Here is a 24,469-nt window from a genome sequence, read left to right on the forward strand (position 1 = left end):
TATTGGATAAAAAGCGGGGGTAAGTTTAGTTGTTTTTGCAATGTATGCGAAACCATTACTCATCTATAATGATAGTATCAAAAGGAGGTTCAACATGTTATATACAGTTATTAAAGCAAATTCATATCAAGATTCAATCAACTTAATGTTGCTTACAAATGAAGTAAGCGCAATTGAAGGCGTTATCCAAAGTCAGGTGATGATGGGAACCGACGCTAATAAAGATATTTTCAAAACAGCTAACTTGTACACAGATAAAGTTGAAAGCGCAACCCCGAACGATATGGTTATCGTTGTTGAAACAGAGGATGAATCTGTAGTGGATACCGTTCTTGAAAAGTCTGAACAATTCTTAAACGATCTTTCTGTTAAGAAAGAATCTGGTGGTACAAAATCGGTAAAAAATTGGGATGATGCACTGGAAGTTTTACCTGATGCAAACATGGCACTTTTCTCAATTCCAGGAATCTATGCTGCAAGTGAAATTGAAAAGGCTTTAGATCGTGGGTTACACGTATTCTCATTTAGTGATAACGTGTCTTTGGAAGACGAAGTTCGTTTGAAAAAGAAAGCTCATGAAAAAGGTCTTCTATTGATGGGTCCTGACTGTGGAACGGGAATTATCTCAAGTATTCCGATGGCATTTACAAACGTTGTAAATCCAGGAAACATCGGTATTGTAGGAGCTTCTGGTACAGGTATTCAAGAAGTGACAACTATTATCGAACGTTTAGGTGGCGGAGTTGTTCATGCTATCGGTACAGGTGGACGTGACTTGCACGAAGATGTAGGCGGAATTACGATGAAAGATGCAATCATCGGATTGGAGCACCATGATCCAACAGAAGTTATCGTAGTAATCTCCAAGCCACCTGCTAAAAAAGTACGGGATGAAGTAATGGAATTATTGCAAGCCGTTTCTAAACCAGTGGTAGCTATTTTCCTTGGCGAAAATCCAGAAAACCATGAGGGCTCTGTTTACTTAGCTCATACATTAGAAGAAACAGCACAAATTGCAATCGATTTGGCTAATGGAAACGAAGTGAAAAAACAATACTTAGAGCCATTGGCGAATAAAGTAACGGATACATTGCCAGAGGGAACAACCGTTAAAGGTTTATACTCAGGCGGAACATTGGCTAACGAAGCAGCGATGTTGATTTCAGAAACGCTACAGTTAGGTAAAACTGAAAAATCTGAAGGTTATATTTTAAATGCGAATGGTTTCGAAGTGATGGATTTGGGAGACGATATGTATACCCAAGGTAAACCTCACCCAATGATCGATCCAGATGTTCGTGTGAAGAAAATTAAAGAAGCAGTTGCTGATGAAACAACCGGCGTTATTTTATTGGATGTTGTTCTTGGTTATGGTGCTCACCCGGATATGGCTACAGCATTGAAACCAGCTATTGAAGAAGCACTGGCTAACGCCAAAGCAGCAAACCGTGAATTCCATATTATCGCTACTGTTGTCGGAACAAAATATGATCCGCAAGATTACGATAAATCCGTTCAAGTTCTTAAAGACATGGGTGTATTGGTTGAAGAGAGCAATGCACGTGCCATTCGTTTGGCATTGGAATTCATGGGCCATACCTTTACGGAAAATGAAAAAGCAGTTGTTGCTAAAGAGAGCACATTGAAAGAGTTACCAGAGTTAAGCAAGGGTGTAGACCAATTGTTGAATTCACAACCTGCTGTTGTGAACGTTGGATTGGAAAGTTTCACTGAGCCTATCAATACTTATGGCGGTAAATCAGTTCAATACGACTGGAGACCAGTTGCTGGTGGAAACCAAAAACTGATCAGAATCTTGAACGAATTGGAAAAACATGCTGAAGCAATCGATGCATCCAACCAAAAAGTAATTGGACGTTTGCGCGATTCACAACCATTCTTGACGGATGTTGTTCCAGCAGGTTCTGTTATTCCTGAACTTAATGGCAAAGTACTCTTGCATGCTGGTCCACCAATCAAGTATGAAAACATGACAGGCCCAATGCAAGGTTCTTGTGTGGGAGCGATGTTATTTGAAGGTTGGGCAACAGACGAAGATGATGCACGTCGTCAACTTGAAGGCGGAGAAATTACCTTCATTCCTTGTCACCATGTAAATGCCGTAGGACCAATGGGTGGTATCACTTCCGCAAACATGCCAGTACTTGTTGTTGAAAATAAGGCAGACGGTACGACAGCGTATTGCCAAATGAACGAAGGTATCGGTAAAGTTCTACGTTTCGGTGCATTCTCCGAAGAAGTAGTCGATCGTTTAACTTGGATGAAAGACGTTTTAGGACCAGTTCTAGGAAAAGCATTGCGTAAAATGGACGGTGGCTTGAACGTAAACGTTATTGTTGCAAAAGCAATTACAATGGGAGATGAGTTCCACCAACGTAATATTGCTGCTTCATTAATTTTCTTGAAAGACATGACTCCAACAATCATTAATTTAGATATTTCTGAAAAAGAAAAAACAGAAGTAATTGAATTCTTGGCTAAAACAGATCAATTCTTCTTGAACGTTATGATGGCAACAGGTAAAGCATTGGTTGACTATGCACGTAAAATTAAAGAAGGTACCGTTGTAACGACAATGACCCGTAATGGTGAAAACTTCGGCGTTCGTATTGCGGCTATGGGAGATCAATGGTTTACTGCACCAGTTAACACACCACGTGGTTTGTACTTCACTGGTTACTCTGAAGAAGATGGTAACAAGGATATCGGGGACAGTGCCATTACAGAAACAATCGGTGTCGGTGGTATGGCCATGATTGCTGCTCCGGGTGTAACACGTTTCGTTGGAGCTGGTGGTTTCCAAGACGCGTTGGACGTGTCCAACGAGATGGCTGAAATTTGTATCGATCACAATCCGACCTGGACTATTCCTACATGGGACTTCAAGGGAAGTGTATTGGGTATTGATGTGCGTAAAGTTGTCGAAACAGGGATTACGCCATTGATCAACACTGGTATTGCCCATAAGGTAGCTGGAATGGGACAAGTTGGGGCTGGTACAGTTCGTGCACCACTTGCTTGTTTCGAGAAAGCGCTAGTTGCCTATGCAGAGTCACTAGGCATCAAGGTAGATTAATATGGAACCGAAGAACAAACATGGGATAAAAAGTAACTTTTTATCCCATGTTCTTTCGGATAGTGCGATTGGAACCGTTCATTCCATCTTCAAAAACAGTTTCAATCTCATATTTCAGGGACAGTTGGTTCATGTCGGAAAGGAACGGGAAGGCATCTCGGCTTTCGGCCTGGTGCTTCCGGATACGAAGGTAGATGCTTTGATAGCGGTCCTGGAAGTCGGGAATAGGGTGATTTGGCGGGATGAGGTTTTTTCTTTTTATACCCGTCAAGAGGTTATTCAAATCGATACGAAGTTGTTCATCGCGTTTGATTGTCGTATCCCTTCGCTTGGATCCATACCAGATCAGGTGGTAGACAGATTCAAAAAGTTGCCGATTATAGAAAAAACGGATTTTTTCACAAGTGAATGCAATCGGGTATTGATAGATATGTTCATTGATTCCAGTTTGGCTGATTCAAATTTCCAGGAAGTTTTCATCCAACATTTCCTTGGTCGGGGTCAAGGACTGACGCCGAGCGGGGATGATATGTTGATGGGTATTCTGATTGGCGAAAAAGCTGTAGGGGGCCATGATATCTGGATTTCAGCTCTGGAGGAACGATTGACAGGCAACAATACGACTGCGGTCAGTCATGCCTACTATGATGCTTTGATTAAGGGTTATACGAGTTCGCATTTTGTTGACCTGCTTCAGGCAATTAAACGCGGAGAGTGGGAAAAATGGGACACCTTGATTGAGAAAATTTCTAAATATGGCCATACATCAGGTTGGGACACGCTGTTCGGGCTGTCCCTACACCTAGCAAATCTAAAAGGAGTTAAAATTTAATGACAAAGAAAATCGTTGTCGCTTTAGGTGGAAATGCCATTTTAACGGACGTTCCAACGGCAGAAGCGCAAAAAGAAGCTGTACGTAAAACAGCGGAATATTTAGTAAGTTTTGTAAAAGACGGACACCAATTGATTATCACGCATGGTAATGGACCACAAGTGGGAAACCTGTTACTGCAACATGTAGCAGCTGATTCAGAAAAAAATCCGGCATTTGAAATGGATTCATTGGTTGCGATGACACAAGGAAGCATCGGCTACTGGTTGCAAAATGCCATGCGTGAAGCGATGATCGCACACGGTGTCGAGAAACAAGTCGTTTCCTTGGTGACGCAAGTTCAAGTAGACGAAAACGATCCAGCATTCAAGAATCCTACAAAACCAATCGGTCCTTTCTTGAGCGAAGAAGACGCAAAAGAAGAAATGGAAAAAGGGAACGGAACATTTATCGAAGATGCGGGCCGTGGCTGGAGAAAAGTTGTTCCTTCACCACAACCACAAAGTATTGTGGAATATCCGGTCGTTGAATCATTGATTAATAATGATGTCGTGACAATTTCTGCTGGTGGTGGCGGTATCCCAGTCATTGCCTCAGAAGAAGGTTACAAAGGTATTGAAGCTGTTATCGATAAAGACTTTGCGGCTGCCAAGCTGGCTGAGTTGGTGGATGCGGATTATTTAATCATCTTGACAGGTGTTAACAATGTCTTCGTAAACTGGGGTAAACCAGATCAAACAAAACTGGAAGATGTCACTGTTGACCAATTGAAAGCCTATATTGCTGAAGAACAGTTTGCACCAGGCAGCATGTTGCCGAAAGTTGAAGCCGCGATTCAATTCGTGGAAAAAGCTGCAAACGGAAAAGCCATCATCACTTCTTTGGAAAATGCGAACAAGCTTTTCTCCGGAACTGGTGAAGTAACGACAGTAATCAAATAAAAAAAGCCCTCTGGGGCTTTTTTTATTTGGAGAAGAGGAAGGAGGCGGACATAACTTTCGAACGCACACATAATTATGTCCGCTCGCGTTTAAATAGCGGCAAAAGCTTGCTCCAAGTCATGGATAATATCGGCGCTATTTTCAATCCCGATTGACAAACGGATTTGATCGGGTGTCACTCCGGCTGCCAGTAATTGTTCTTCTGACAATTGAGCATGGGTTGTGCTGGCCGGATGAATCACCAATGACTTGGCATCGCCGACGTTTGCCAATAAGGAGAATAGTTTCAGGTTATCAATGAAAACTGTTCCCGCTTCGCGGCCACCTTTAATACCAAATGTGAAAATAGAGCCAACGCCTTTAGGGAAATATTTATCCGCTAATGGTTTATAAGGGCTGTCATCCAGTTCAGGATAATTGATCCAGGCTACTTTTGGGTGGCTCTTCAAAAACGCAATGACTTTGCGCGTGTTTTCCACGTGACGTTCCATCCGTAAAGAGAGTGTCTCGATTCCTTGTAATAATAGGAAGGAATTAAAAGGACTGATGGCTGCACCAGTATCACGCAAAATTTGGGCACGGATTTTGGTTGTAAAGGCGCCGGGTCCTAAGTCGCCGAACACTAATCCGTTATAGGTATGATCGGACTCTGTAAATCCAGGGTAACGGTTGCTTGCTTTATAATCAAATTTTCCGGATTCGACGATTACGCCACCCATGGATGTTCCATGTCCGCCCAAAAATTTAGTAGCGGAGTGGACAACCACGTCAGCACCATGTTCGATGGGACGGAAAAGGTAAGGGGAAGCAAAGGTATTGTCGACAATCACGATAATGCCATGTCGGTGGGCAATTTCAGCGACTGCCTCGAAGTCAATGATGTTTATGCCCGGGTTCCCCACTGATTCGATAAAGATGGCCTTGGTTTTGTCGGTGATGGCTGCCTCGAAGCTCTCAGGATTGTCCGGATCAACGAAGGTCGTATGGATGCCGATTTTTTTCAAAGTATTGCTGAAAAGGGTGTGTGTTCCACCATATAGCGTGTTGGCCGCCACGATTTCGTCGCCGCTGTTTGCAACGTTCAAAATAGCGTAGGTGATAGCTGCTTGGCCGGATGAAACGGTAAGACCGGCTGTACCACCCTCAAGAGCAGCAACGCGGGCATCCACCACGCCGGTCGTCGGGTTCGTCAAACGTGTGTAGATGTTTCCGGCATCGGCTAATGCAAAACGATTTGCTGCATGCTCGGCGTTATCGAAAACATAAGCCGTTGTTTGGTAAATGGGAACGGCACGAGATCCTGTTGGGTCTACGTGATGGCCTTCGTGGATTTGCAGGGTTTCAAATTGATAGTTATGTTCAGTCATTTGAGTCGCTCCTTTGTTTTTGGATGAAATCGAGGCATAAAAAAAGCCCTCGTCCCCGCATATCAGATTTGATATGCAGGGACGAAGGTTTTTCGTGTTACCACCCTGGTTCATATGAATCTCACGATTCATATCTTAAAAAGTACGGACATACTCCTGTTGGATATCGGTGACAAACCGGGAACCATTATTCGTGATTCCTGCTCCAAGACCATCTTCGCTTTTTCCCTCTATGCTTCTTCACACCAACCGAAGCTCTCTTTTGATAGATATCCAAAGTTACTCTTCTCTTCAACGCTTTTATTATAATTTAATTAAATATAACACCGAATTTTAATGTTGTCAACGAAGTTATTTTCGTAAATTATAACAATGTTGCAGAATCAGTTTTGCCAACTTATTTGGGGAGCATAACATTTAGCTTGTGAATTTTGGTAAACGTTTAAATAGCCGTGGTTATAAATTGTACTAAACTTGCGATTTTGACCTAAAAGTGCAAAAGGAAAGGTTATTGACCAAAATGGCTTTGACTTTAAAGGGTTTTCCGTTACAATTTATTTATAACCAATCGAAGGGAGCACTAAATATAATGAGAGTAGACTTAACAGCAAAACCTTATAACTTGGCTGCTGAAGACATCAAATGGGTAGAGCAGACAATTGCTGGTATGACAGATGAAGAAAAAATTGGTCAATTATTCATCAACATGGGAGCTGAGCGTACTGAAGAGTACTTGACAGGCGTCCTAAATAATTACCATATCGGAGGTGTTCGTTACAACCCAGGTAAAGCTGAGGAAGTATACGAACAAAACAAGATTCTTCAAGAGAACAGTAAAATCCCTATGCTGATTGCTGCTAACACAGAATCAGGCGGTAACGGTGCATGTACAGACGGAACTTACGTTGGTCATGAAATCAAAATCGCTGCTACAAACGACAAGAAATATGCTTACGAACTAGGCCGTATTTCAGGTGTTGAAGCTGCTGCTATCGGATGTAACTGGAGTTTCGCTCCAATCGTTGACTTGTTACGTAACTGGCGTAACCCAATCATCTCCACTCGTACTTGGAGTGCTGATGTAGACCAAACAATCGAATTGTCTTTGGAATACATGCGTGGAATCCAAGAAAGTGGTATTGCACCAGCTGCAAAACACTTCCCTGGAGATGGAATCGACGAGCGTGACCAACATTTATCTGCTGCTCCTAACCACTACAGTGTAGAAGAATGGGACGAATCATTTGGCCGTGTTTACGGTTCATTGTTTGAAGCAGGTTTGCCATCAATCATGGCTGGACACATTGCTTTACCTTCATATGTACGTAAATTCAAACCAGATGCAACACTTCAAGAAGCTAACATGCCTGCTACATTAAGCAAAGAAATCCTAACAGATTTGTTGCGCGAGCAAATGGGCTTCAACGGCGTTGTTGTTACAGATGCTAGCCACATGGTTGCATTGACATCTGTTATGAAACGTAAAGATATGCTTCCACAAGCTATCGCTGCTGGTTCTGACTTGTTCTTGTTCTTCAATGATCCAGACGAAGATTTCCAATGGATGCTAGAAGGATACAAAAACGGCGTAATCACAGAAGATCGTTTGACAGAAGCTTTGACACGTATCTTGGGTATGAAAGCTATGCTTGGCTTGCACAAAAAAGCTAAAACAGAAATTCTTCCTTCTAAAGAAGAAGCTATGGCTAAAATCGGCTTGCCAGAAAACGTTAAAATTTCTGAAGAAGTTGCTGACAAAGCAATCACTTTGGTTAAAAACAACGAAGAAATCTTCCCACTTTCAGTTGAGAAACAAAAACGTGTGCTATTGGTAGACGTTGCTGGAACTAAAGGTGGATTCGGAGCGATGATCGGTAACAACGAAAAACCATCTGCTAAGATGAAAGAAGTTCTTGAAGCAGAAGGATTCGAAGTTACAATTTGGGAATCTGCAGAAGAGCGTATCAATAGAATGCCAGCAGAAGAGCGTCAAGCAGCATTGCGTAACGTATATGCTCAAAAACGTCCAATCGCTGAATTGACTGATAACTATGACTTGATCATTAACTTGGCAGTCGTTAACCCTAACACTGACCAACGTATCCAATGGCCAGCTTCAAAAGGAACTCCGGACATTCCGTTCTACGTTCACGAAGTACCAACAATCTTCGTTTCCTTACAAGCACCATTCCACTTGGCAGATGTGCCTCAAGTACAAACTTACATCAACGCTTACGACAGTAAAGAATTTACTTTGAAAGCATTGGTTGACAAATTCTTGGGCCGTTCAGAATTTACAGGCGTATCTCCAGTAGATGCATTCTGTGGATTTGAAGATACTAAATTCTAAGATAATCTAACTTTCCAACACGGAGTCCTTGTGACTCCGTGTTTTTTTATGTGCTCACTCGCATGTCACGAGTGAGCTTTTATTGTTGAAATAGCTCACTCGGAACGAAAAAACGATCTGAGTGAGCTATTTTTCTAGAAAAATAGTCGCCTCATTATTGCTGTGCATGATGATTGTGGTGTTTAAAAAGCCATTTGAGCAAAGAATTCCAAGAGGATGGGTGATTTGAGCTATGGGAACGTTTTCTAAAGTTGGTAAAATTAACACAAGAAATTCGAAATAGAAAACGGAGGCGGCCATTGTGTCACTGACATACAACTTAAATATGGATTGGAAATTTATCAAAGCAGATGTTCCTGAGGCTAAAGCAGTCTCGTTTGACGACAGCAGTTGGAGCAACGTGAGTTTGCCTCACACGTATAACGATGTCGATACGTTTGACAACTTTATGGAAGGCGGCCATAACGGTGAACGCAGCATGTTCACTGGGAAAACGTGGTACCGCAAGTTTTTCAAGCTCGCTGAAAATCAGAAAGACAAGAAAATATACATTGAATTCGAGGGCGTGCGACAAGCCGCTGAAGTCTATATCAATGGTACAAAATTAGCCGGTAAAAACGAGAGTGGCTTCATCGCTTTTGGCTATGATTTAACCGATTATGTTCACTTCGGAAACGAAGAGAATATTCTGGCAGTCATGGTGGACAACTCTTTTCCCTATTATGCGGAAGGAACCGACGCTATCTTAAGTTGGCATGATTCGCATTGGCACCCGACACATGGCGGTATATACCGTAACGTTAAATTGCATGTAAAAAATAAACTCCACACGACTTTGCCGCTTTATAGCTATTTGGAAACACAGGGAGTCTATGTTTATAACGAAAACATTGAAGAATCAACTGCTGACATCGTTGTGGAAGCAGAAGTCGCGAATGACTTCGACCAGGCTAAAACCACAGAAATCGTTGTAACTGTAAAAGACCAGTCAGACAACGTTGTCCTGACCTTTGCTGAGGTGGCATCGTTCGAAGCCGTCACAAAACAAGTGGTTAGGCTTTCGGGCAATCTACAAAACGCTAAACGTTGGTCGCCTGACTATCCATATTTGTATGAAGTAGAAGTGGCGGTAAAACACCAAGGTGAAATTGTGGATACCCAAACAGTGGAACATGGTATTCGCACCTATGAATTCACAGCCAATCAGGGCTTCTTCATGAACGGTCGTCCCATGAAATTAACCGGTTGGGGACAACGCCCAACGAATGAGTGGGCAGGAGTAGGGGCAGCGTTTCCGGACTGGATGCATACCCATATTCATGAATTGATGAAAGAAGCCGGTGGAAACTTTATCCGTTGGGGACATTCCGCGGGAGCGCCCGCTGACATCCGTGCTTCCGATCGACTGGGTTTAATTGCGGTTCAACCGGGCGTCGATGGTGAGGGAAGTACTATCGGTGGCGTTTATAGCGAAGAATCCTATCAAATCCGAATCAAGGCATTCCGTGACCTGATTATTTATTTCCGGAACAGTCCTTCAATTTTCGTATGGGAAGCAGGCAACCAGAGTGTGCCCGAAAATGAAGCCATTGCTTTTCAAGAACTGCATCGGCAGTGGGATCCGCATGGGAAACGCCCGTTAGCCTACCGTCGAATGGGAGCGGAAACCGCCCCGTACGCCGATCTTTCGATCGGGACGGAAGGTAGCTGGGAAATGCGTAGTAAAGGATTCGCAATTATCGAAGGCGAGTATAACCGTGAAGAAGGCGCAAGGCGTGTGTGGGATCGTTACACCGAAGGATATGAGGATTACCATACCACACCGGGTTCAGCTTATGACCTGACGTCTGAGGACTTGGCAAAAAACCAGGCAAAACATTATAAAAAAATCAGCAATCCTGCCCATTGTGGCGGTGCAAACTGGATTTTTTCTGACTCAACCAGTCATGGTCGGGTGTATTCAGAAGTATCCCGCGTCAGTGGTCAAGTTGACGGGGTAATGTTACCGAAAGAGTCTTATTATGCTACACGTGCTATTTTCCGCCAGGATCCACAACTCCATATCATCGGTCACTGGAATTATCCCCAAGGAACAGTGAAAGATGTGTATGTCATGGCGAACTGTGAGTCAGTGGAACTGTATATCAATGACAAATTGGTTGGTGAAGGCGAGCGTAGTGACAGTTATTTGTTTATTTTCAAAAAAATAAACTTTGTAGAAGGAATGATAAGGGCAGTGGGTTACGACGCAGACGGTCAGGTCGTTATTTCGCAGAAAAAAGAAACAACGGGCGAAGCCCATCATCTGGTATTGACGCCTATGCATGGTGCAGAAGGGTTGAAAGCGGATGGGGCTGATTACCTCCATATTGATGTGGAAGCGGTCGATATAAAAGGCAGACGCGTGCCGACGTTTGAAGGGAAAGTGGTGTTTACATTGGATGGCCCGGCGATATGGCGGGGTGGCTACAATAGTGGTAGCGAGGGAACCATCAACAAACACGAACTGTATCTGGAAGCGGGAATTAACCGTGTGGCTATTCGATCGACTTTGGAAGCAGGCGACATTCGCTTGTTTGTGAAGTCGGCAGAGATTGGTAGAGCAGAAATAACTGTCACAAGTAAAACAGTATCGATTGAAAATGGATTAAGTCAGGACTTCTCGGTTAAAGAGCAGGTTCCATTGGGTGAATACCCCGGATTGGGCGAAGGTCCGGTTTCGGATCAAGATTTAGTGGCAATGGAAGATGAGAGTGCGTTTTATTTCACTGATTTCTCTTACTCGGGTATCCACGAAGTCGGCCCTACAACGCGTAATTTGATTAATGGGGATTTGGCTTTTGCTGATGAAGAGGCGGAATTTCGTTTCTTGCCCGAATTTTTGATTGAAGGTGAGGCGTTGTGTCTGCCGAATGCTGACCGTAATTACAAGGCACTCGATTTAATTCATGTAACGATTAATAAAGATGCGGATGTGTTTGTGGCGCATGATATTAATCTGGAAAAACCAGAATGGTTGCTGGAGGAATTCGAGCCAACGAATCATAAAATGATTATCAACAATTGGGGGCATGCTCTCTATAAAAAAACGGTTAAAGCGGGGACGACATTGACCCTGGGTGGGAATCTGGATGAAGCAAGTACCGAAACCGGCAACATGTATCTCGTTTTTGCGACAGAAGTGGATGCTGACCAGGACGACGATGGTTCGTTCTGGGAACGTAAAAACATTGATTGGTCACAGCCGTTTGTGCTCGGATAAAAAAGAAGCAGTGACTGGGTTTCGGCCCAGTCAACTCCTTCAATTTAACAAAGCCATTTGAGTCAATTTTATCCATCGAATAGCCAGATGAGCTATTCAATGAGAGATATGAAAACGGTTAAAATTAAGCCAAGTTAAAAAATGGTAACGGTTTATTGAAAAGCCGTAAACAGAAAAGGAGAATGATTATGGCATCATATGAAGGTACAGATGTTGCAGTTGCGGAAAAACGCCCGTTTGGGAAAAGAGATGTAGTGGGTTACTTTTTCGGGGATTTAGGTTGTAACTTTAGTTTTGACTTAGTCACTATGTACATGTTTCTTTATTTCACCCAACACGTTGGTATTCGTCTAGAGCACTATTCACTTATTATTCTGATTTCGAAAATATTGGATGGGATTAATGATCCGATTATCGGGGCGATTATTGACCGAGCCAAACCAAAAGAAACAGGTCTCTTCCCTGGCAAATTCAAGCCCTGGATTTTACGTTTTACACCATTCTTGGCATTCGTTGCCGGGGTTATGTTCTTTGATACAGCAGGCATGAGTTATACTGCCAAGATTCTTTTCTGTGGTGGGGGTTACATTCTTTGGGACTTGTTCTACTCTTTTGTAAACGTTCCCTATGGTTCCTTGAGCTCTGTTATGACTACCAAACAATCCGAACGGACCACATTATCCACGGCGCGTAGTATTGGTGGATTCGTTCCGAATATCGTTTATGGAATTTTTATTCCACAATTGATTTACCGTTCAAAAACAGTTGATGGGGTAGCACAAAGTATTTTCCAAGGGGAATACCTATTCCCAATCGCTATGATTACTGGCGTATTTGCGCTGATTTCCATCTTCATTATGTTGTATAATGTAGAGGAACGTGTGCAACAGAAAGAAAAAACTGCAGAACAAATTGAAAATTATAGTTTCTTCCAAACTTTAAAAGAGACATTGAAAAATCGCGCGATGCTTGGTCTAGTTTTGACAGCGCTTGCTCAAATCATTTTCGTTAATGGCTCATCCCAATTGACAAGCTTGACTTACCAATTGTACTTTGGTGATGGTAGTCTGAACTCGTTAAGTATTTTTGCAACAATGGTTCCGATGGTTATCGGTGCTACTGTGGGGAGTAAGTTAGTTCGACGCTTTGGGACACGCGAAATCAGTAGTTATCCCTTGGTTATTGCAATGGCAGCATTTGTATTCTTGCGCTTTGCACCGATATCAAATCCATATGTATGGTGGGGCGTATTGATGTTCGGTAATATCTTTGCCTTTGGTCTATCCATCTACACTTGGGCTATGGTATCAGACGTTATTGACTACCAAGAATATCAAACGGGTGAAAGAAATGAAGCAACCGTTTATTCCATCTTTTCCATGATCAGAAAAATCGGTCAAGGCGTTGGTCAAGCCTTGGTTCCGCTAATTATCGCTTTTGCAATTCCTGGTATCGACTTGAGTGATGCGGGTACTTGGACAGCGGAGCGCGTTGTTGAAATTAAAAACCTATCTGTTACAATGCCTTTGGTAGGAATGGTATTAATCTTGTTGGCTATGCATTTTGTATACCCATTAAGTAAGAAGAAAATTGAAGAAGTTCAAGTAGCGTTAGGCAGAACAGAATAAAAGGAGCTAGACTGGCATGACCACTCGTCCAAATGAATATGATATTTTCGGGATTACCCATCAAACGGGTTTGACTGGAAAGGTTGTTTTCCACACCCACATACAATACGAAATCTTCGTTCTGCATAGTGGTAATGTTAAGTATTTCCTGGGAAACCGCATTGCTGAATTGGAACCAGGTGACATTATTGTAATGGACGGGACGGTCATGCACAGGCCTTTTATCGAAGGTGATGCGCGTGCTTATGATCGCAGCATTGTTCAGTTTTCAAAACACTGGCTTTTACCCGCTTTGAAGGCAATGAAACTGGAGAAGTTACTGCTTCCATTTGAAGAGGAACATTTCCAGGTGATTCGGACCGAGAGTAATGAGGTATTGGCTGATATCATGGGACACATCGAAAGTATCGCGGTCCTTTTCCAAAGTGCTAAAGAGACTTATGCAGAGGAAAGAATGATGCTTCACGTGATGCAATTGCTATTGACTTTGTCACAGTTGAAAACAAAAGAAGCCATCTCATTCAGTGATGAGGTGGATGAGCGGTATGAATATGTCCAACAGACAATCCGTTTTGTGGAAAACCATTACCAAGAGAAGCTGACTTTGGCTGATGTTGCCGACGAGCTTAACATGAGTAAGTCCTACTTGGTGCATCTGTTCAAAAATCTGACGGGCAGTACTATTATGGAATACATCATGAACTACCGTTTGAAGCAAGCCATGCATCAACTCCAGCTTTTTCCCGAGTTGACTAATCAGGAAGTGGGTTCCCGCTGCGGCTTTGAAAATGCCTCTCACTTTAGTCGTTTTTTCAAACAGACAACAGGCGTGACACCGCGCGATTTCAGAAAACTAAATACAATGAAGACTTCAGAACAGGACTAATTCTTGTTCTGATTTTTTTATTTCGCGGATATGGTGGTGCTCGGAAGAAGATAGTGCTATATTGCCGACTTTTTTCAAAACTCGGAAGAAGAAATATATTTGGCGATTATAGTGCCGAGTTCTAAAAAAAGTCGGCACTATATCAAAAATAAAGTCGTTTTAATGCCGAGTTTTGTTATATAACAGAATAGGATGTGTCATTTCTGTTTTAAGACAAATTTTATTGCGCTGTCCATTGCTTATGAGGTCGCGCGGTGCTAAAATTAAGACAATTTTTCAATTCTATCCAAAGGGGAAAGGGATTATAAAAATGACAAGAGATATCAGAGAAAAAATTCTAAAAATGATTGAAAAAAATAGTCGTTTGACAAACGTTGATATTGCTGTGATGCTGGATTTGGATCCAACTGAAGTAGCGACAACGTTAAAAGAAATGGAAGAAGAGAAAGTAATTTGCGGGTACCATACTTTAGTGAATTGGGATAAAGCGGGCGATGATGAAGTTTCAGCTGTGATAGAACTGAAAGTGAATCCGCAACGCGGAGCAGGTTTTGATAAAATTGCGGAACGCGTGTATCAGTATCCGGAAGTGGATGCGGTTTACTTGATGTCAGGTGCGTATGATTTACTCGTAGAAATGCGTAAAGCGCCAATGAAGGAAATCGCTGGATTTGTCGCTAATCGTCTTTCTACGATTGATGAAGTCCAATCGACTGCAACACACTTTATTTTAAAACGTTATAAAGATCACGGGACGTTATTTGTTTCGGAAGATCGTGATAAACGGATGGTGGTTTCCCCATGAGAAACCCCTTGAACAAAAAAGTACAGGACATCAAACCTTCGGGTATCCGCCGTTTTTTTGAAATAGCTAATGAAATCCCAGGGGTAATTTCTTTGGGGGTTGGGGAGCCGGACTTTGACACGCCATGGTTAGTGCGTGAAGAAGGGATGTATACGTTGCAAAAAGGCTTTACCTTTTATACGGCAAATGCCGGTTTGATGGAATTACGTGAAGAAATCAGTAATTATTTATACCGTAAATATGATTTATCCTATGGTGCCAAAGATGAAGTATTGGTGACAGTAGGGGGTAGTGAGGCCATTGATCTGGCTTTGCGGGCGATGCTGGATCCGGGTGATGAAGTTATTGTTCCCGAACCAAGTTATGTTTCCTATGTTCCGTGTGTGGCTTTGGCGGATGGTGTACCCGTAACGATTGATTTACAAGAAGCAAATCAGTTCCGTTTGATGCCGGAAGAATTGGAAGCAGCGATTACCCCGAAAACTAAGGTTATCGTTTTGTCTTATCCAAACAATCCGACAGGTGCCATCATGGAAAAAGCAGACCTGGATGCAATCGCGAAAGTTATTATTGAGCATGATTTATTTGTCATTAGTGATGAAATCTATAGTGAATTGTCTTATCATGAAGAACACGTCAGTATTGCATCCTTACCAGGCATGCGCGAACGCACAATTGTAATTAATGGTTTTTCCAAGGCTTTTGCAATGACCGGGTGGCGGCTTGGTTACGCAGCTGGTCCAAGATTGATTTTGCAGGAAATGACTAAAATCCATCAATTCGCGATTATGGCTGCGCCGACTTCCAGTCAATATGCTGGTATTGTGGCTTTGCGTGATTGTGAACGTGAAGTAGGAGAAATGCGTGAAAGTTACAATCAACGCCGCCGTTATTTGATGAATGCGTTGAAGGAACTGAATTTACCATGCTTTGAGCCGTACGGTGCCTTTTATATTTTCCCGAATATTTCTGAATTTGGGATGACTTCGGAAGAATTTGCGACACAACTGGTTCTGGAAGAAAAAGTTGCGGTTGTACCTGGTAGCGCGTTTGGTGCTCCCGGTGAAGGTTTCATCCGTATTTCTTATGCTTATTCGATTGAAGAATTGCGAGAAGCTTTTTTACGACTAGGGAAATTTATTGAAAGACTCCGTAATAAATAAAAAAAAGAGAATGTGATGAGAAAAGACTTATAAATCATCACATTCTCTTTTTTTTTTTCTTAATAGGGACTAAAATAGATAAGAGTGTAAACTATGACTTTGGGAAGTCAATTGATAATGGAGGTTAATAGTGTGAATCTTCAAGAAATACTGTTTCAATTCTTGGGTGGTTTGGGGATTTTTTTGTTTGGGCTAAACTTTATGGGTGACGGATTACAGAAATCAGCGGGTGATAATTTACGTGCAATTTTAAATTCATTTACTTCCACACCCTTTCGTTCTATTTTAGCTGGTATTGTCGTTACGGTTTTAATTCAAAGTAGCTCGGCAACGACTGTGCTGACAGTTGGTTTAGTAAGTGCGGGCTTTATGTCTTTAAAACAAGCAATTGGTGTTGTGATGGGCGCAAATATAGGGACTACAATTACAGCCTTTATTATTGGAGTGGATATTGGAGCCTACGCGTTACCGATTATTGCAATTGGATCATTTTTGATATTCTTCTCCAAAAAACATATGGTTAAAAATATCGGGGAAGTTATTTTTGGTTTTGGTGCACTATTTTTAGGCCTTGAATTAATGGGTACTGGTTTGGCACCTTTAGAGGATCTTGATCAGTTTAGAGAATTAATGATAAAATTGTCTGTCAATCCATCCCTGGGTGTAATCGTTGGAACAGCTTTTACTTTGATCGTTCAGAGTTCAAGTGCATTGATCGGGATTCTGCAAGAAATGTACTCTCATGGATCAATGTCCCTATCCGCAGCTTTGCCAATCTTATTTGGTTCAAATATCGGAACGACGATTACCGCGATTTTGGCTGCGATTGGAGCGAGCCTTTCAGCGCGAAGAACTGCTGCGGCGCATGTCATATTTAATGTTATTGGGACACTTATCGTGATGCTATTCTTTAATCCATTCCTCGCTGTTATTGAAATGATGACGATGAGACTTGATTTAAATCCTGCAATGCAAATCGCATTCTCACATGGTCTATTTAATATCGCAAATGTCTTGATTCAAATGTGGTTTATAAGTCAAATTGCTGCAATCGTGAAACGTATAGTACCGGGTAAAGAGATAATTATTGGTTATGATGCCTCACGTCTTGACCACTCATTGGTACAGTCTTCACCAAATATGGCTTTGAATCAGACTAAGGTTGAAATAGGAGAAATGGGAAATGTTGTCCTAGAAGAGTATGGTACAGTTTTTGATTATTTCAAAAATAGAGATGAGAAATCCTATGAAAAAGCCTTACAACTGGAAGAAGTAGTCAATGATATTGATATGAAATTGACCGAGTATTTGATGCTAATAGTTGCGGAAGAATTATCCCCAGCGGAATCTAATGAGCATGCCATAATGGTGGATGTGACCAAATATCTGGAGCGAATTGGGGACCATGGAGAAAGTATTTTAGATAATATCAAAGAAGGTAACCAATTAGCGAAAAAATCGCGTCCTAATAATGACAAAAATGCTTTCCTGTACGATGAAGATTTGGTAGAAATGTTTGCTTTGGTAGAGAAAAATATTGCAGAGGCAGTTGAGTCCTTTACCTCAAATAGTTATCGACTAGCTGGTAGTGTCATTAAACGAGAAAAAGAAATAAATTCACTCGAGGCACATTTGCGTGGTAAATATTTAGATCTTTTGAACCAAGGGGTAGGACGCCCAAGTGATGGTGTCATGTTCGTGGATATCGTTTCAAATCTCGAACGTATGAGTGACCATGCAGTCAAAATTGCGAAGCATGCACTCGGTTTTCGGTATCCGTTCTTAAATGTTACAGGTTCTAAAATAGGCACATCGATTGAAAAATAAATTTGATTGATTCAGAGTATTTTTGTTTGTTCTTATGATGGCGTATAATAGTAGCAGAAAGGACGGTTGCAATGAAAAAAGTATTGATCACAGGTGTAAGAGGGTACCAGAAACATATATCCCCCTTATTTCCTCCAAGCTGCCGCTATTATCCGACCTGCTCAACTTATATGATTCAAGCAATTGAAAAACATGGTGCCGCCAAAGGAACCTTGATGGGAACGGCCCGAATCTTAAGGTGCCAACCCATGGCAAAAGGTGGCTTTGATCCAGTTCCCAAAAAGTTTACCTTGCGAAGAAATCCTGATTCTGACGAACAGTTACAAGCCATGCGCGAAGAGTTACAGACACGAGTTAATGGCGATTTAAATAAGATGTCTTGAATGGACTAGAGGAGGTCTGCTAGACCTCCTCTAGTTTTTTTATACCATAATGGCTAAATTCAAAGTGAGGATTTATCCCTTGCGTGCAATGTAAACGCTTTAAAGTGAAGGTATAATGAATATATCAGAGACAGAATGGAGGTTTTATAAGTGAGGAAAATGAACTTATTAACTCAGATTGTTATCATGACAATTTTGGGTGTTGTGGTTGGATCATTATTTGGGGAACAGGTTGGATTCCTGAGCATCATTGGTACTTTGTTTTTGCGCTTAATTCAGATGTCCATTGTCCTTTTAGTGATGGGCCAAATTATTGAGGCCGTTGGGGAGCTGAATCCTAAAACGCTGGGAACAATGGGGATAAAGACTTTTACCGTCTTTCTCTTGTCGTCCGTTCTTGCCGGGGCAATGGGGGTCATGTTTGGAGTCCTTTTCCAGCCCGGAGCCGGAATCGACAGTGCATCCATATCTGGTGAAGGTGTTGAAGTTGTTGAGGTGGCTGCTTTATCCCTTGGCGAAACAATATTAAACTTTTTCCCAACAAATATCATGCAAGCCTTATCAGAAGGAAACGTCGTTCACGTTATTGTGTTCTCGGTTCTGTTTGGATTGGCTCTGAGCTATGTCAGAGTGGAGGATGGAGATAATAACATTCTTGATATTGTCAAACACTTCAATAGTATAATCTTACGCTTGGTTGGAATGGTCATGATTATAGCACCGATTGGTATTTTTGCCCTTATCGCATCTACCATTGCCAATATGGGCTTGCAAGTCATCATGCCTTTATTGAAATACTTGGGTGTTTACGCCTTGGGAACGCTAATATACTTAATTATCTGGTTATTATTGACAGCCGTTTTCTGTCGCGTCAACTTTATCCGATTGGTTATCAACTTATCACAAATCGCAATCATGGCATTAGTAACCACATCATCAGCAGTTACATTACCAACGGCCCTGAAAGATGCACGTGAAAAATTGGGTATCGAAGAGCGCGTTTCGAAACTTGTTTTACCGCTGGGTATGACGTTGAACAGTAACGGTTCTGCGATGCACATGGCTATCACTGTTGTAACCATTTCACAAATTTATGGGGTTGAGTATAGTTTAACGAATTATATTTACATCGCATTTTTGGCAGCCCTGGCTTCTTTAGCCAATGCGGTTGTTCCCGGAGCGGGATTGGTGTCATTGGCAATCGTTGTGCCACAAATGAACTTGCCAATTGAGAGTATTGCACTTTTCGCTGGGGTGGAATGGTTTGTAGGAATGTTACGGACAATCCTGAACGTTACTGCGGATACGACTACTGCCTTACTAGTAGCGAAAACAGAGGATGCCATTGATTATAATATTTTCAATCATGGTGTGCAGGAAGTGGGTTAATAATTATAGCATATTTGAAACGAACAGAAGAGGGTTGGACAGTTGTCCCGCCCTCTTCTGTTCGTTTATTTTTTTGCTGCTGCGCGGTCATTGCGGATGTTTCGTATTGAGGTTTGAATCGTTTTGAACATACCTGCATCAGAGTAGATTAATACATTCGACCGGTACAGCATCAATGATATGAAAGTTATCAAAATAGTGAACGCCAGCATGGCTACGACGGATATCCAAATTTCGGAAATCGAAACCGTGTCGGCCGCAATTCTGAATGGCATGATAAACGGTGTAAAGGGCGGAATGTGTGAACCGATTTTGATAATGGGATGAGTTGTGTTTACAAAAGCGAACATGCCACCGTAGAAGCCAATCAGGGCAATGAAAACAATGGGTGTGACGGCTTTGGAAACGTCTTCGATTTTCGAAACCAAGGAACCTAGGAAAGCGGCGATAACAGCATACAAGAAAATCCCCATAATGAAATAGTACATGGAGACGCCGATGATGGCGCTGAGCGTTTCAAAAATGTTGATTCCTTCAGGTAACAAATCGGTCACAATGTCGAACTGTAATGCAATCACAATCATAACCGCATAAAAGGCAACTTGAGTGAGGCAGATTAGGAAAATTGCCGTTAATTTACCAAAGAAGTGCGTGGTTGAATTGACGCTAGACAAGATGACTTCCATGATACGCGTACCTTTTTCGGAAGCAATTTCCTCCGCAATGATGCTGGAGTAAGTCATAATAAACGTAAAAATGGCAATACTGATTGCGTAAGCAGCACCTATTTTCACATTTTGTTCCGTTTGATCGCCATAGGTTGCTTGTCCATCATCGAAAGAAATGGTATTGGTTTCAATGATAGGTGGCGTGGATAGAGCGTTTATTTCTTGCGGTGATAAACCTAGTTCTTCAGCTTGTAAATTAATCTGCAAGTTTGACAAAAGGGCACCAAGATAATTAAGGTCAAACGATTGGCTATCGGCCAAATGAACGTAAGAAGCATTAAAAGTCTTATTTTCTTGCGAGACTGTTAAATAACCATCCAAACCGTCCAGCTCCATCAGCTTTTCAGCATCTTCCACGGACTTCACTCCTGCTTCTACCGTGAAACTTTCTTCCTCTTGTTGCAGGATTTCAACGACTGCTTGAGAATCCGAAAACACAGCGATATTTGGAATGGCTGTTTCGATATTTTCTATGTACTTGAAAATGCCGGCGATAATTGCCAAAAGAACAATGGGGCTAAGCATCATCGTAACAAACCCAAGTGATTTCACATTTTTACGATAGACTTGGGAAACAATCACCCAAAATTTACTCATGTATTTCACCTGCTTTCAAACGGAAAATTTCATCCAGTGTTGGTGGTTGTTGGCTGAAAGTCGAGATATAGCCATCTTTCGTAACCTCAGTAAAAATAGCCTGCCCGAAGGAGGCATTTTGTAAGTCGAGTACCTGGAACCCTTCTGAATCGACGGTAACTTTCTCGACGCCCGGCAAGGCTAAGAGTTGGGCTTCGTTCAAATGTGTTTCTAAAAAAAGTTTCGTCCGGCCAAACTGTTCCCGTATCTCAGAGACGACCCCGTTCAAGACGACCGCGCCATCGCGCAACATCACTAAATGATCACAGATATCTTCAACGTTATTCATATTATGGCTGGAAAAAATAACACAAGAGCCCTGGCTGCGTAATTCCTTGATGCCTTCTTGTAACAAACTGGCATTAACCGGATCGAGTCCACTGAACGGCTCGTCCAAGATAACCAGTTTAGGTTCATGTAATAAGGTAGAAATGAGTTGGACTTTTTGCTGGTTTCCTTTAGACAACGTTTTGACTTTGTCGGTTTTTTTGCCTTTGACCTGGAATTTATTCATCCAAAAATCAATTTTACCTTTGGCATCGCTTTTTGACATCCCCCGTAATTGCGCAAAATAGACTAATTGCTCCTCAATGGATACGCGTGGGTATAGACCTCGTTCTTCCGGTAAATAACCGATAACGTTATAGTCATCTTTGGTCAAGGGTTTCCCGTTCCACAACACTTCGCCACTATCGGGTGTCAGGAAATCCAGGATTAATCGGAACGTCGTTGTTTTTCCAGCCCCGTTCTGTCCGATCATGCCCATGATTTCACCATCATGGATGGTAAATGAAACATCGTCCACAGCTTTTAGACTGCCAAATGACTTGTATAGCTGTTTGACCTCTAACATGTATACTCCTCCTTGCTTCTATCATTTCGTGCTACTATCATTATACGATTAATAAGTCTGATAAAAAAATAAAATCCTATACTTCATGTTGAATAAGATTTAATTTTGATGTAAACGTTCTACATTATGAGTAGGCTCTTGTGGTATTATAAATAAAAAGGGGGGACCGTTATGAAACACATACCGAATTTATTGACCTTATTGCGATTATTCATGATTCCTTTTTATTTGCTGGTATTTTATATGGATCACAAAAATGCCATGATGTACGCCTTGTATATCTTTATCGCTGCTAGTTTAACTGATGTATTGGATGGTTATTTAGCACGGAAATACAATGTCGTATCCAAATTCGGGATTGTTGCTGACCCCTTTGCGGACAAAATGATGCAAGTAACGGTCCTCTATACATTGTATGATTACGGATATTTAGAAAGATGGTTCTTCTGGATCATCCTGGTGAAAGAAGTTTTTCAAATTTTATTGGGATTATGGATGGTCAGCCTCAAACCACGCATCATCGTGCCCGCCAATATTTTTGGCAAGACCACAACCGTACTGGTATTCGCAACGATTATTCTGGCAGTATTCCAGTTCCCGGGCATCTATTGGCTTCAAGTCATTGTCGCAGTCCTGGCGACTATTACATTCGTGCAGTATGCTTATCGATTTTACGGAAAATACCAACAAAGAGCAAAATGAAAAACAGGAGAGTGTGAAAAAAGACGTTTAGCCCCGAACCACTGGAACGAATAAGTTAGGATGGTCACAGACCATCTGAGTATTATTCGTTCCAGTGGCGTCGGGGCTGCCTTTTTGAGCACGTTTGCGATAAAGTATTCGTAAATAGATAAAGGGCTGGGAGTTATTTCCCAACTCCCTGTTTTAGTGTGATTGACGGTAGGTGCGGCGTTTAGAAAATAAAAAGTGCAAGAACGCCGCATTTCTGTAAAAAAAGCGGCGTTCAGAAATATAATACTTCCTTAACGCCGCCTTTACGAGCTAAATGCGGCGATGAGCACAACACAGTATCAATGAACGCCGCACTTTTGCAAAAAATGCGGCGTTCTACACCGGCTGATCAGCTAAACGCCGCACAAACCATTTATTTGATTTCCGGATAAGCTTCCGCTACATATTTTGCAATTCGGGAAATAGCTTCTTCCAAATCTTCATTCGACTGCGCGAATGAAATCCGTAAGTATCCTTCGCCCATCGAGCCAAATGCTGAACCTGGTGTGATAGCTACATGCGTGTTTTCCAATAGTTCCATCGCAAATGCTTCGGAAGAGCGACCGAATGCCTGAATATTAGGAAAGGCATAAAAGGCACCTTCTGTTTTGAGGCAATGGAAACCAGGGATGGCATTCAAACCATCGACCACAATGTGGCGACGCTCATCATAAGCCTTTAGATAGTCGCGCACAGTTTGTTGATCAGATTTCAAGGCTTCAACCGCCGCATCTTGGGTGAATGGCGCAACCGCAAAACCAATCCCTTCACGGAATTCAGCCATCACATTAATGGCGTGCTTATTGCCGACCACGTAACCCGCACGCCAACCCGTCATCGCATAAGTTTTTGAAAAACTGTTCACGACAAAATGATTTTCACTCGCACCTGGGATTTGGAACAAGCTAAAATGTTTCTTGCCATCATAAATAATGCTCTCATAAACTTCATCCGATAAAATCGTGATTTTGTGTTTATCCGCCACTGCCAGAATTTCTTCCAGATCTTCTTTTTCCAAAACAGAACCCAGGGGATTATTTGGTGAGTTGATAATCAATAATTTCGTTTTGTCAGTAATAACTGCTTCGATATCGGCAGCCTGCATTTTAAATTTATTTTTTTCATAAACGGGGACATCAACCGCTTTGGCACCAACTGTCATGATTTGTCCCAGGTAATTCGGGTAGTGGGGGTTGGAAACCAACACCTCATCGCCCTCGTTCAAGACGCTCATCATGACCAGTAAAATACCTTCTGTCGCACCAAATGAAGCCATCACATTTTCTGCTTCAAAAGTGAATCCAGTCATGTTTGTATATTTTTCAGCCACGGCTTCCTGAAAATTAGTTTCTCCAACATTCGGGCCGTAGTGCGTACGGTTTTGATTAATTCCCTCGATTGCTGCTTTTTTAATAAACTCTGGCGTTTCGAAGTTCGGTTCGCCCATTGTTAACATAATCGGATTGCCTATTTCACGCGCGCGTTTCGCCATTTTTCGGATACTGGAAGCAGGATAATTCTGGGATAGTGTCGACCATTGATGCATTTATTGTGCCACCTCATATTTCTCATTATTTTCTAACTATCATA

17 protein-coding genes and 1 other annotated feature are annotated in these 24,469 nt (G+C 42.0%); of the genes, 13 read left to right on the forward strand and 4 right to left on the reverse strand.

Going from position 1 to position 24,469, the window contains the following annotated elements:
- Nucleotides 1-94: 94 nt before the first annotated feature.
- The 3 genes from fdrA to arcC are packed head-to-tail and all read left to right on the forward strand — an operon-like array spanning nucleotide 95 to nucleotide 4,870.
- On the forward strand, nucleotides 95-3,097 hold the full coding sequence (gene fdrA, locus ACTVAI_RS03155; RefSeq protein WP_443472474.1) for an acyl-CoA synthetase FdrA: 3,003 nt from the start codon (nucleotides 95-97) through the stop codon (nucleotides 3,095-3,097).
- Between the two features lies 1 nt (nucleotide 3,098).
- Entirely contained in the window at nucleotides 3,099-3,929 is an 831-nt protein-coding gene (locus ACTVAI_RS03160; RefSeq protein ID WP_443472473.1) for a DUF2877 domain-containing protein, read from the forward strand.
- Nucleotides 3,929-4,870: a carbamate kinase gene (arcC, locus tag ACTVAI_RS03165; RefSeq protein WP_443472472.1), complete on the forward strand. Its 942-nt coding sequence runs from the start codon at nucleotides 3,929-3,931 to the stop codon at nucleotides 4,868-4,870. The genes ACTVAI_RS03160 and arcC overlap by 1 nt, the downstream gene beginning before the upstream one ends.
- Before the next feature lie 89 nt (nucleotides 4,871-4,959).
- Here the strand turns inward: arcC and ACTVAI_RS03170 are convergent, their stop codons facing one another.
- Nucleotides 4,960-6,237 (reverse strand): O-acetylhomoserine aminocarboxypropyltransferase/cysteine synthase family protein, encoded by a 1,278-nt coding sequence (locus ACTVAI_RS03170; RefSeq protein ID WP_443485868.1) that lies wholly within the window; start codon nucleotides 6,235-6,237, stop codon nucleotides 4,960-4,962.
- Nucleotides 6,238-6,311: 74 nt separating this feature from the next.
- Nucleotides 6,312-6,541: a binding site (T-box leader), on the reverse strand.
- A gap of 285 nt (nucleotides 6,542-6,826) precedes the next feature.
- Between ACTVAI_RS03170 and ACTVAI_RS03175 the strand changes: the two genes are divergently transcribed.
- The 9 genes from ACTVAI_RS03175 (at nucleotide 6,827) to ACTVAI_RS03215 (ending at nucleotide 19,930) form a co-directional block, all read left to right on the forward strand.
- Nucleotides 6,827-8,587 carry a glycoside hydrolase family 3 protein gene (locus ACTVAI_RS03175; RefSeq protein ID WP_443485869.1) on the forward strand — a complete coding sequence of 587 codons (1,761 nt, stop codon included), beginning with the start codon at nucleotides 6,827-6,829 and terminating at the stop codon, nucleotides 8,585-8,587.
- Between the two features lie 301 nt (nucleotides 8,588-8,888).
- Nucleotides 8,889-11,849: a sugar-binding domain-containing protein gene (locus ACTVAI_RS03180; RefSeq protein ID WP_443485870.1), complete on the forward strand. Its 2,961-nt coding sequence runs from the start codon at nucleotides 8,889-8,891 to the stop codon at nucleotides 11,847-11,849.
- Between the two features lie 188 nt (nucleotides 11,850-12,037).
- Complete coding sequence (locus ACTVAI_RS03185; RefSeq protein ID WP_443472468.1) at nucleotides 12,038-13,477, forward strand: MFS transporter; 1,440 nt, start codon at nucleotides 12,038-12,040, stop codon at nucleotides 13,475-13,477.
- A gap of 16 nt (nucleotides 13,478-13,493) precedes the next feature.
- Complete coding sequence (locus ACTVAI_RS03190; RefSeq protein ID WP_443485871.1) at nucleotides 13,494-14,363, forward strand: AraC family transcriptional regulator; 870 nt, start codon at nucleotides 13,494-13,496, stop codon at nucleotides 14,361-14,363.
- A 310-nt stretch (nucleotides 14,364-14,673) separates the two neighbouring features.
- A complete protein-coding gene (locus ACTVAI_RS03195; protein WP_443472466.1) occupies nucleotides 14,674-15,168 on the forward strand; it encodes an Lrp/AsnC family transcriptional regulator in 495 nt (164 codons plus the stop codon).
- Nucleotides 15,165-16,331, forward strand: a complete 1,167-nt coding sequence (locus tag ACTVAI_RS03200) for an aminotransferase class I/II-fold pyridoxal phosphate-dependent enzyme (protein WP_443485872.1) — start codon at nucleotides 15,165-15,167, stop codon at nucleotides 16,329-16,331. The genes ACTVAI_RS03195 and ACTVAI_RS03200 overlap by 4 nt, the downstream gene beginning before the upstream one ends.
- 132 nt (nucleotides 16,332-16,463) lie before the next feature.
- Nucleotides 16,464-18,158 carry a Na/Pi cotransporter family protein gene (locus ACTVAI_RS03205; RefSeq protein ID WP_443485873.1) on the forward strand — a complete coding sequence of 565 codons (1,695 nt, stop codon included), beginning with the start codon at nucleotides 16,464-16,466 and terminating at the stop codon, nucleotides 18,156-18,158.
- 71 nt (nucleotides 18,159-18,229) lie between these two features.
- Entirely contained in the window at nucleotides 18,230-18,541 is a 312-nt protein-coding gene (gene yidD / locus ACTVAI_RS03210) for a membrane protein insertion efficiency factor YidD (RefSeq protein WP_443472463.1), read from the forward strand.
- Nucleotides 18,542-18,691: 150 nt separating this feature from the next.
- Nucleotides 18,692-19,930 (forward strand): dicarboxylate/amino acid:cation symporter, encoded by a 1,239-nt coding sequence (locus tag ACTVAI_RS03215; protein ID WP_443472462.1) that lies wholly within the window; start codon nucleotides 18,692-18,694, stop codon nucleotides 19,928-19,930.
- A gap of 65 nt (nucleotides 19,931-19,995) precedes the next feature.
- Here the strand turns inward: ACTVAI_RS03215 and ACTVAI_RS03220 are convergent, their stop codons facing one another.
- Entirely contained in the window at nucleotides 19,996-21,255 is a 1,260-nt protein-coding gene (locus tag ACTVAI_RS03220; RefSeq protein WP_443472461.1) for an ABC transporter permease, read from the reverse strand.
- Nucleotides 21,248-22,147 carry an ABC transporter ATP-binding protein gene (locus ACTVAI_RS03225; protein WP_443472460.1) on the reverse strand — a complete coding sequence of 300 codons (900 nt, stop codon included), beginning with the start codon at nucleotides 22,145-22,147 and terminating at the stop codon, nucleotides 21,248-21,250. Before ACTVAI_RS03225 ends, ACTVAI_RS03220 begins: the two co-directional genes overlap by 8 nt.
- A 171-nt stretch (nucleotides 22,148-22,318) precedes the next feature.
- Here ACTVAI_RS03225 and pgsA point away from each other — a divergent pair, with 171 nt between their 5' ends.
- Complete coding sequence (pgsA, locus tag ACTVAI_RS03230) at nucleotides 22,319-22,849, forward strand: CDP-diacylglycerol--glycerol-3-phosphate 3-phosphatidyltransferase (protein ID WP_443472459.1); 531 nt, start codon at nucleotides 22,319-22,321, stop codon at nucleotides 22,847-22,849.
- Nucleotides 22,850-23,252: 403 nt separating this feature from the next.
- On the opposite strand, the gene ACTVAI_RS03235 is transcribed toward pgsA, so the two are convergent.
- On the reverse strand, nucleotides 23,253-24,425 hold the full coding sequence (locus tag ACTVAI_RS03235; RefSeq protein WP_443472458.1) for a pyridoxal phosphate-dependent aminotransferase: 1,173 nt from the start codon (nucleotides 24,423-24,425) through the stop codon (nucleotides 23,253-23,255).
- Between the last annotated feature and the right edge of the window lie 44 nt (nucleotides 24,426-24,469).

The organism is Jeotgalibaca sp. A127 (assembly GCF_052266745.1).
GTDB lineage: Bacteria > Bacillota > Bacilli > Lactobacillales > Aerococcaceae > Jeotgalibaca.

Coding starts and splice junctions, on each gene's coding strand:
- fdrA (WP_443472474.1), top strand. CDS start 95: ATGTTATATACAGTTATTAAAGCAAATTCATATCAAGATTCAATCAAC.
- ACTVAI_RS03160 (WP_443472473.1), top strand. CDS start 3,099: ATGGAACCGAAGAACAAACATGGGATAAAAAGTAACTTTTTATCCCAT.
- arcC (WP_443472472.1), top strand. CDS start 3,929: ATGACAAAGAAAATCGTTGTCGCTTTAGGTGGAAATGCCATTTTAACG.
- ACTVAI_RS03170 (WP_443485868.1), bottom strand. CDS start 6,237: ATGACTGAACATAACTATCAATTTGAAACCCTGCAAATCCACGAAGGC.
- ACTVAI_RS03175 (WP_443485869.1), top strand. CDS start 6,827: ATGAGAGTAGACTTAACAGCAAAACCTTATAACTTGGCTGCTGAAGAC.
- ACTVAI_RS03185 (WP_443472468.1), top strand. CDS start 12,038: ATGGCATCATATGAAGGTACAGATGTTGCAGTTGCGGAAAAACGCCCG.
- ACTVAI_RS03190 (WP_443485871.1), top strand. CDS start 13,494: ATGACCACTCGTCCAAATGAATATGATATTTTCGGGATTACCCATCAA.
- ACTVAI_RS03195 (WP_443472466.1), top strand. CDS start 14,674: ATGACAAGAGATATCAGAGAAAAAATTCTAAAAATGATTGAAAAAAAT.
- ACTVAI_RS03200 (WP_443485872.1), top strand. CDS start 15,165: ATGAGAAACCCCTTGAACAAAAAAGTACAGGACATCAAACCTTCGGGT.
- yidD (WP_443472463.1), top strand. CDS start 18,230: ATGAAAAAAGTATTGATCACAGGTGTAAGAGGGTACCAGAAACATATA.
- ACTVAI_RS03220 (WP_443472461.1), bottom strand. CDS start 21,255: ATGAGTAAATTTTGGGTGATTGTTTCCCAAGTCTATCGTAAAAATGTG.
- ACTVAI_RS03225 (WP_443472460.1), bottom strand. CDS start 22,147: ATGTTAGAGGTCAAACAGCTATACAAGTCATTTGGCAGTCTAAAAGCT.
- pgsA (WP_443472459.1), top strand. CDS start 22,319: ATGAAACACATACCGAATTTATTGACCTTATTGCGATTATTCATGATT.
- ACTVAI_RS03235 (WP_443472458.1), bottom strand. CDS start 24,425: ATGCATCAATGGTCGACACTATCCCAGAATTATCCTGCTTCCAGTATC.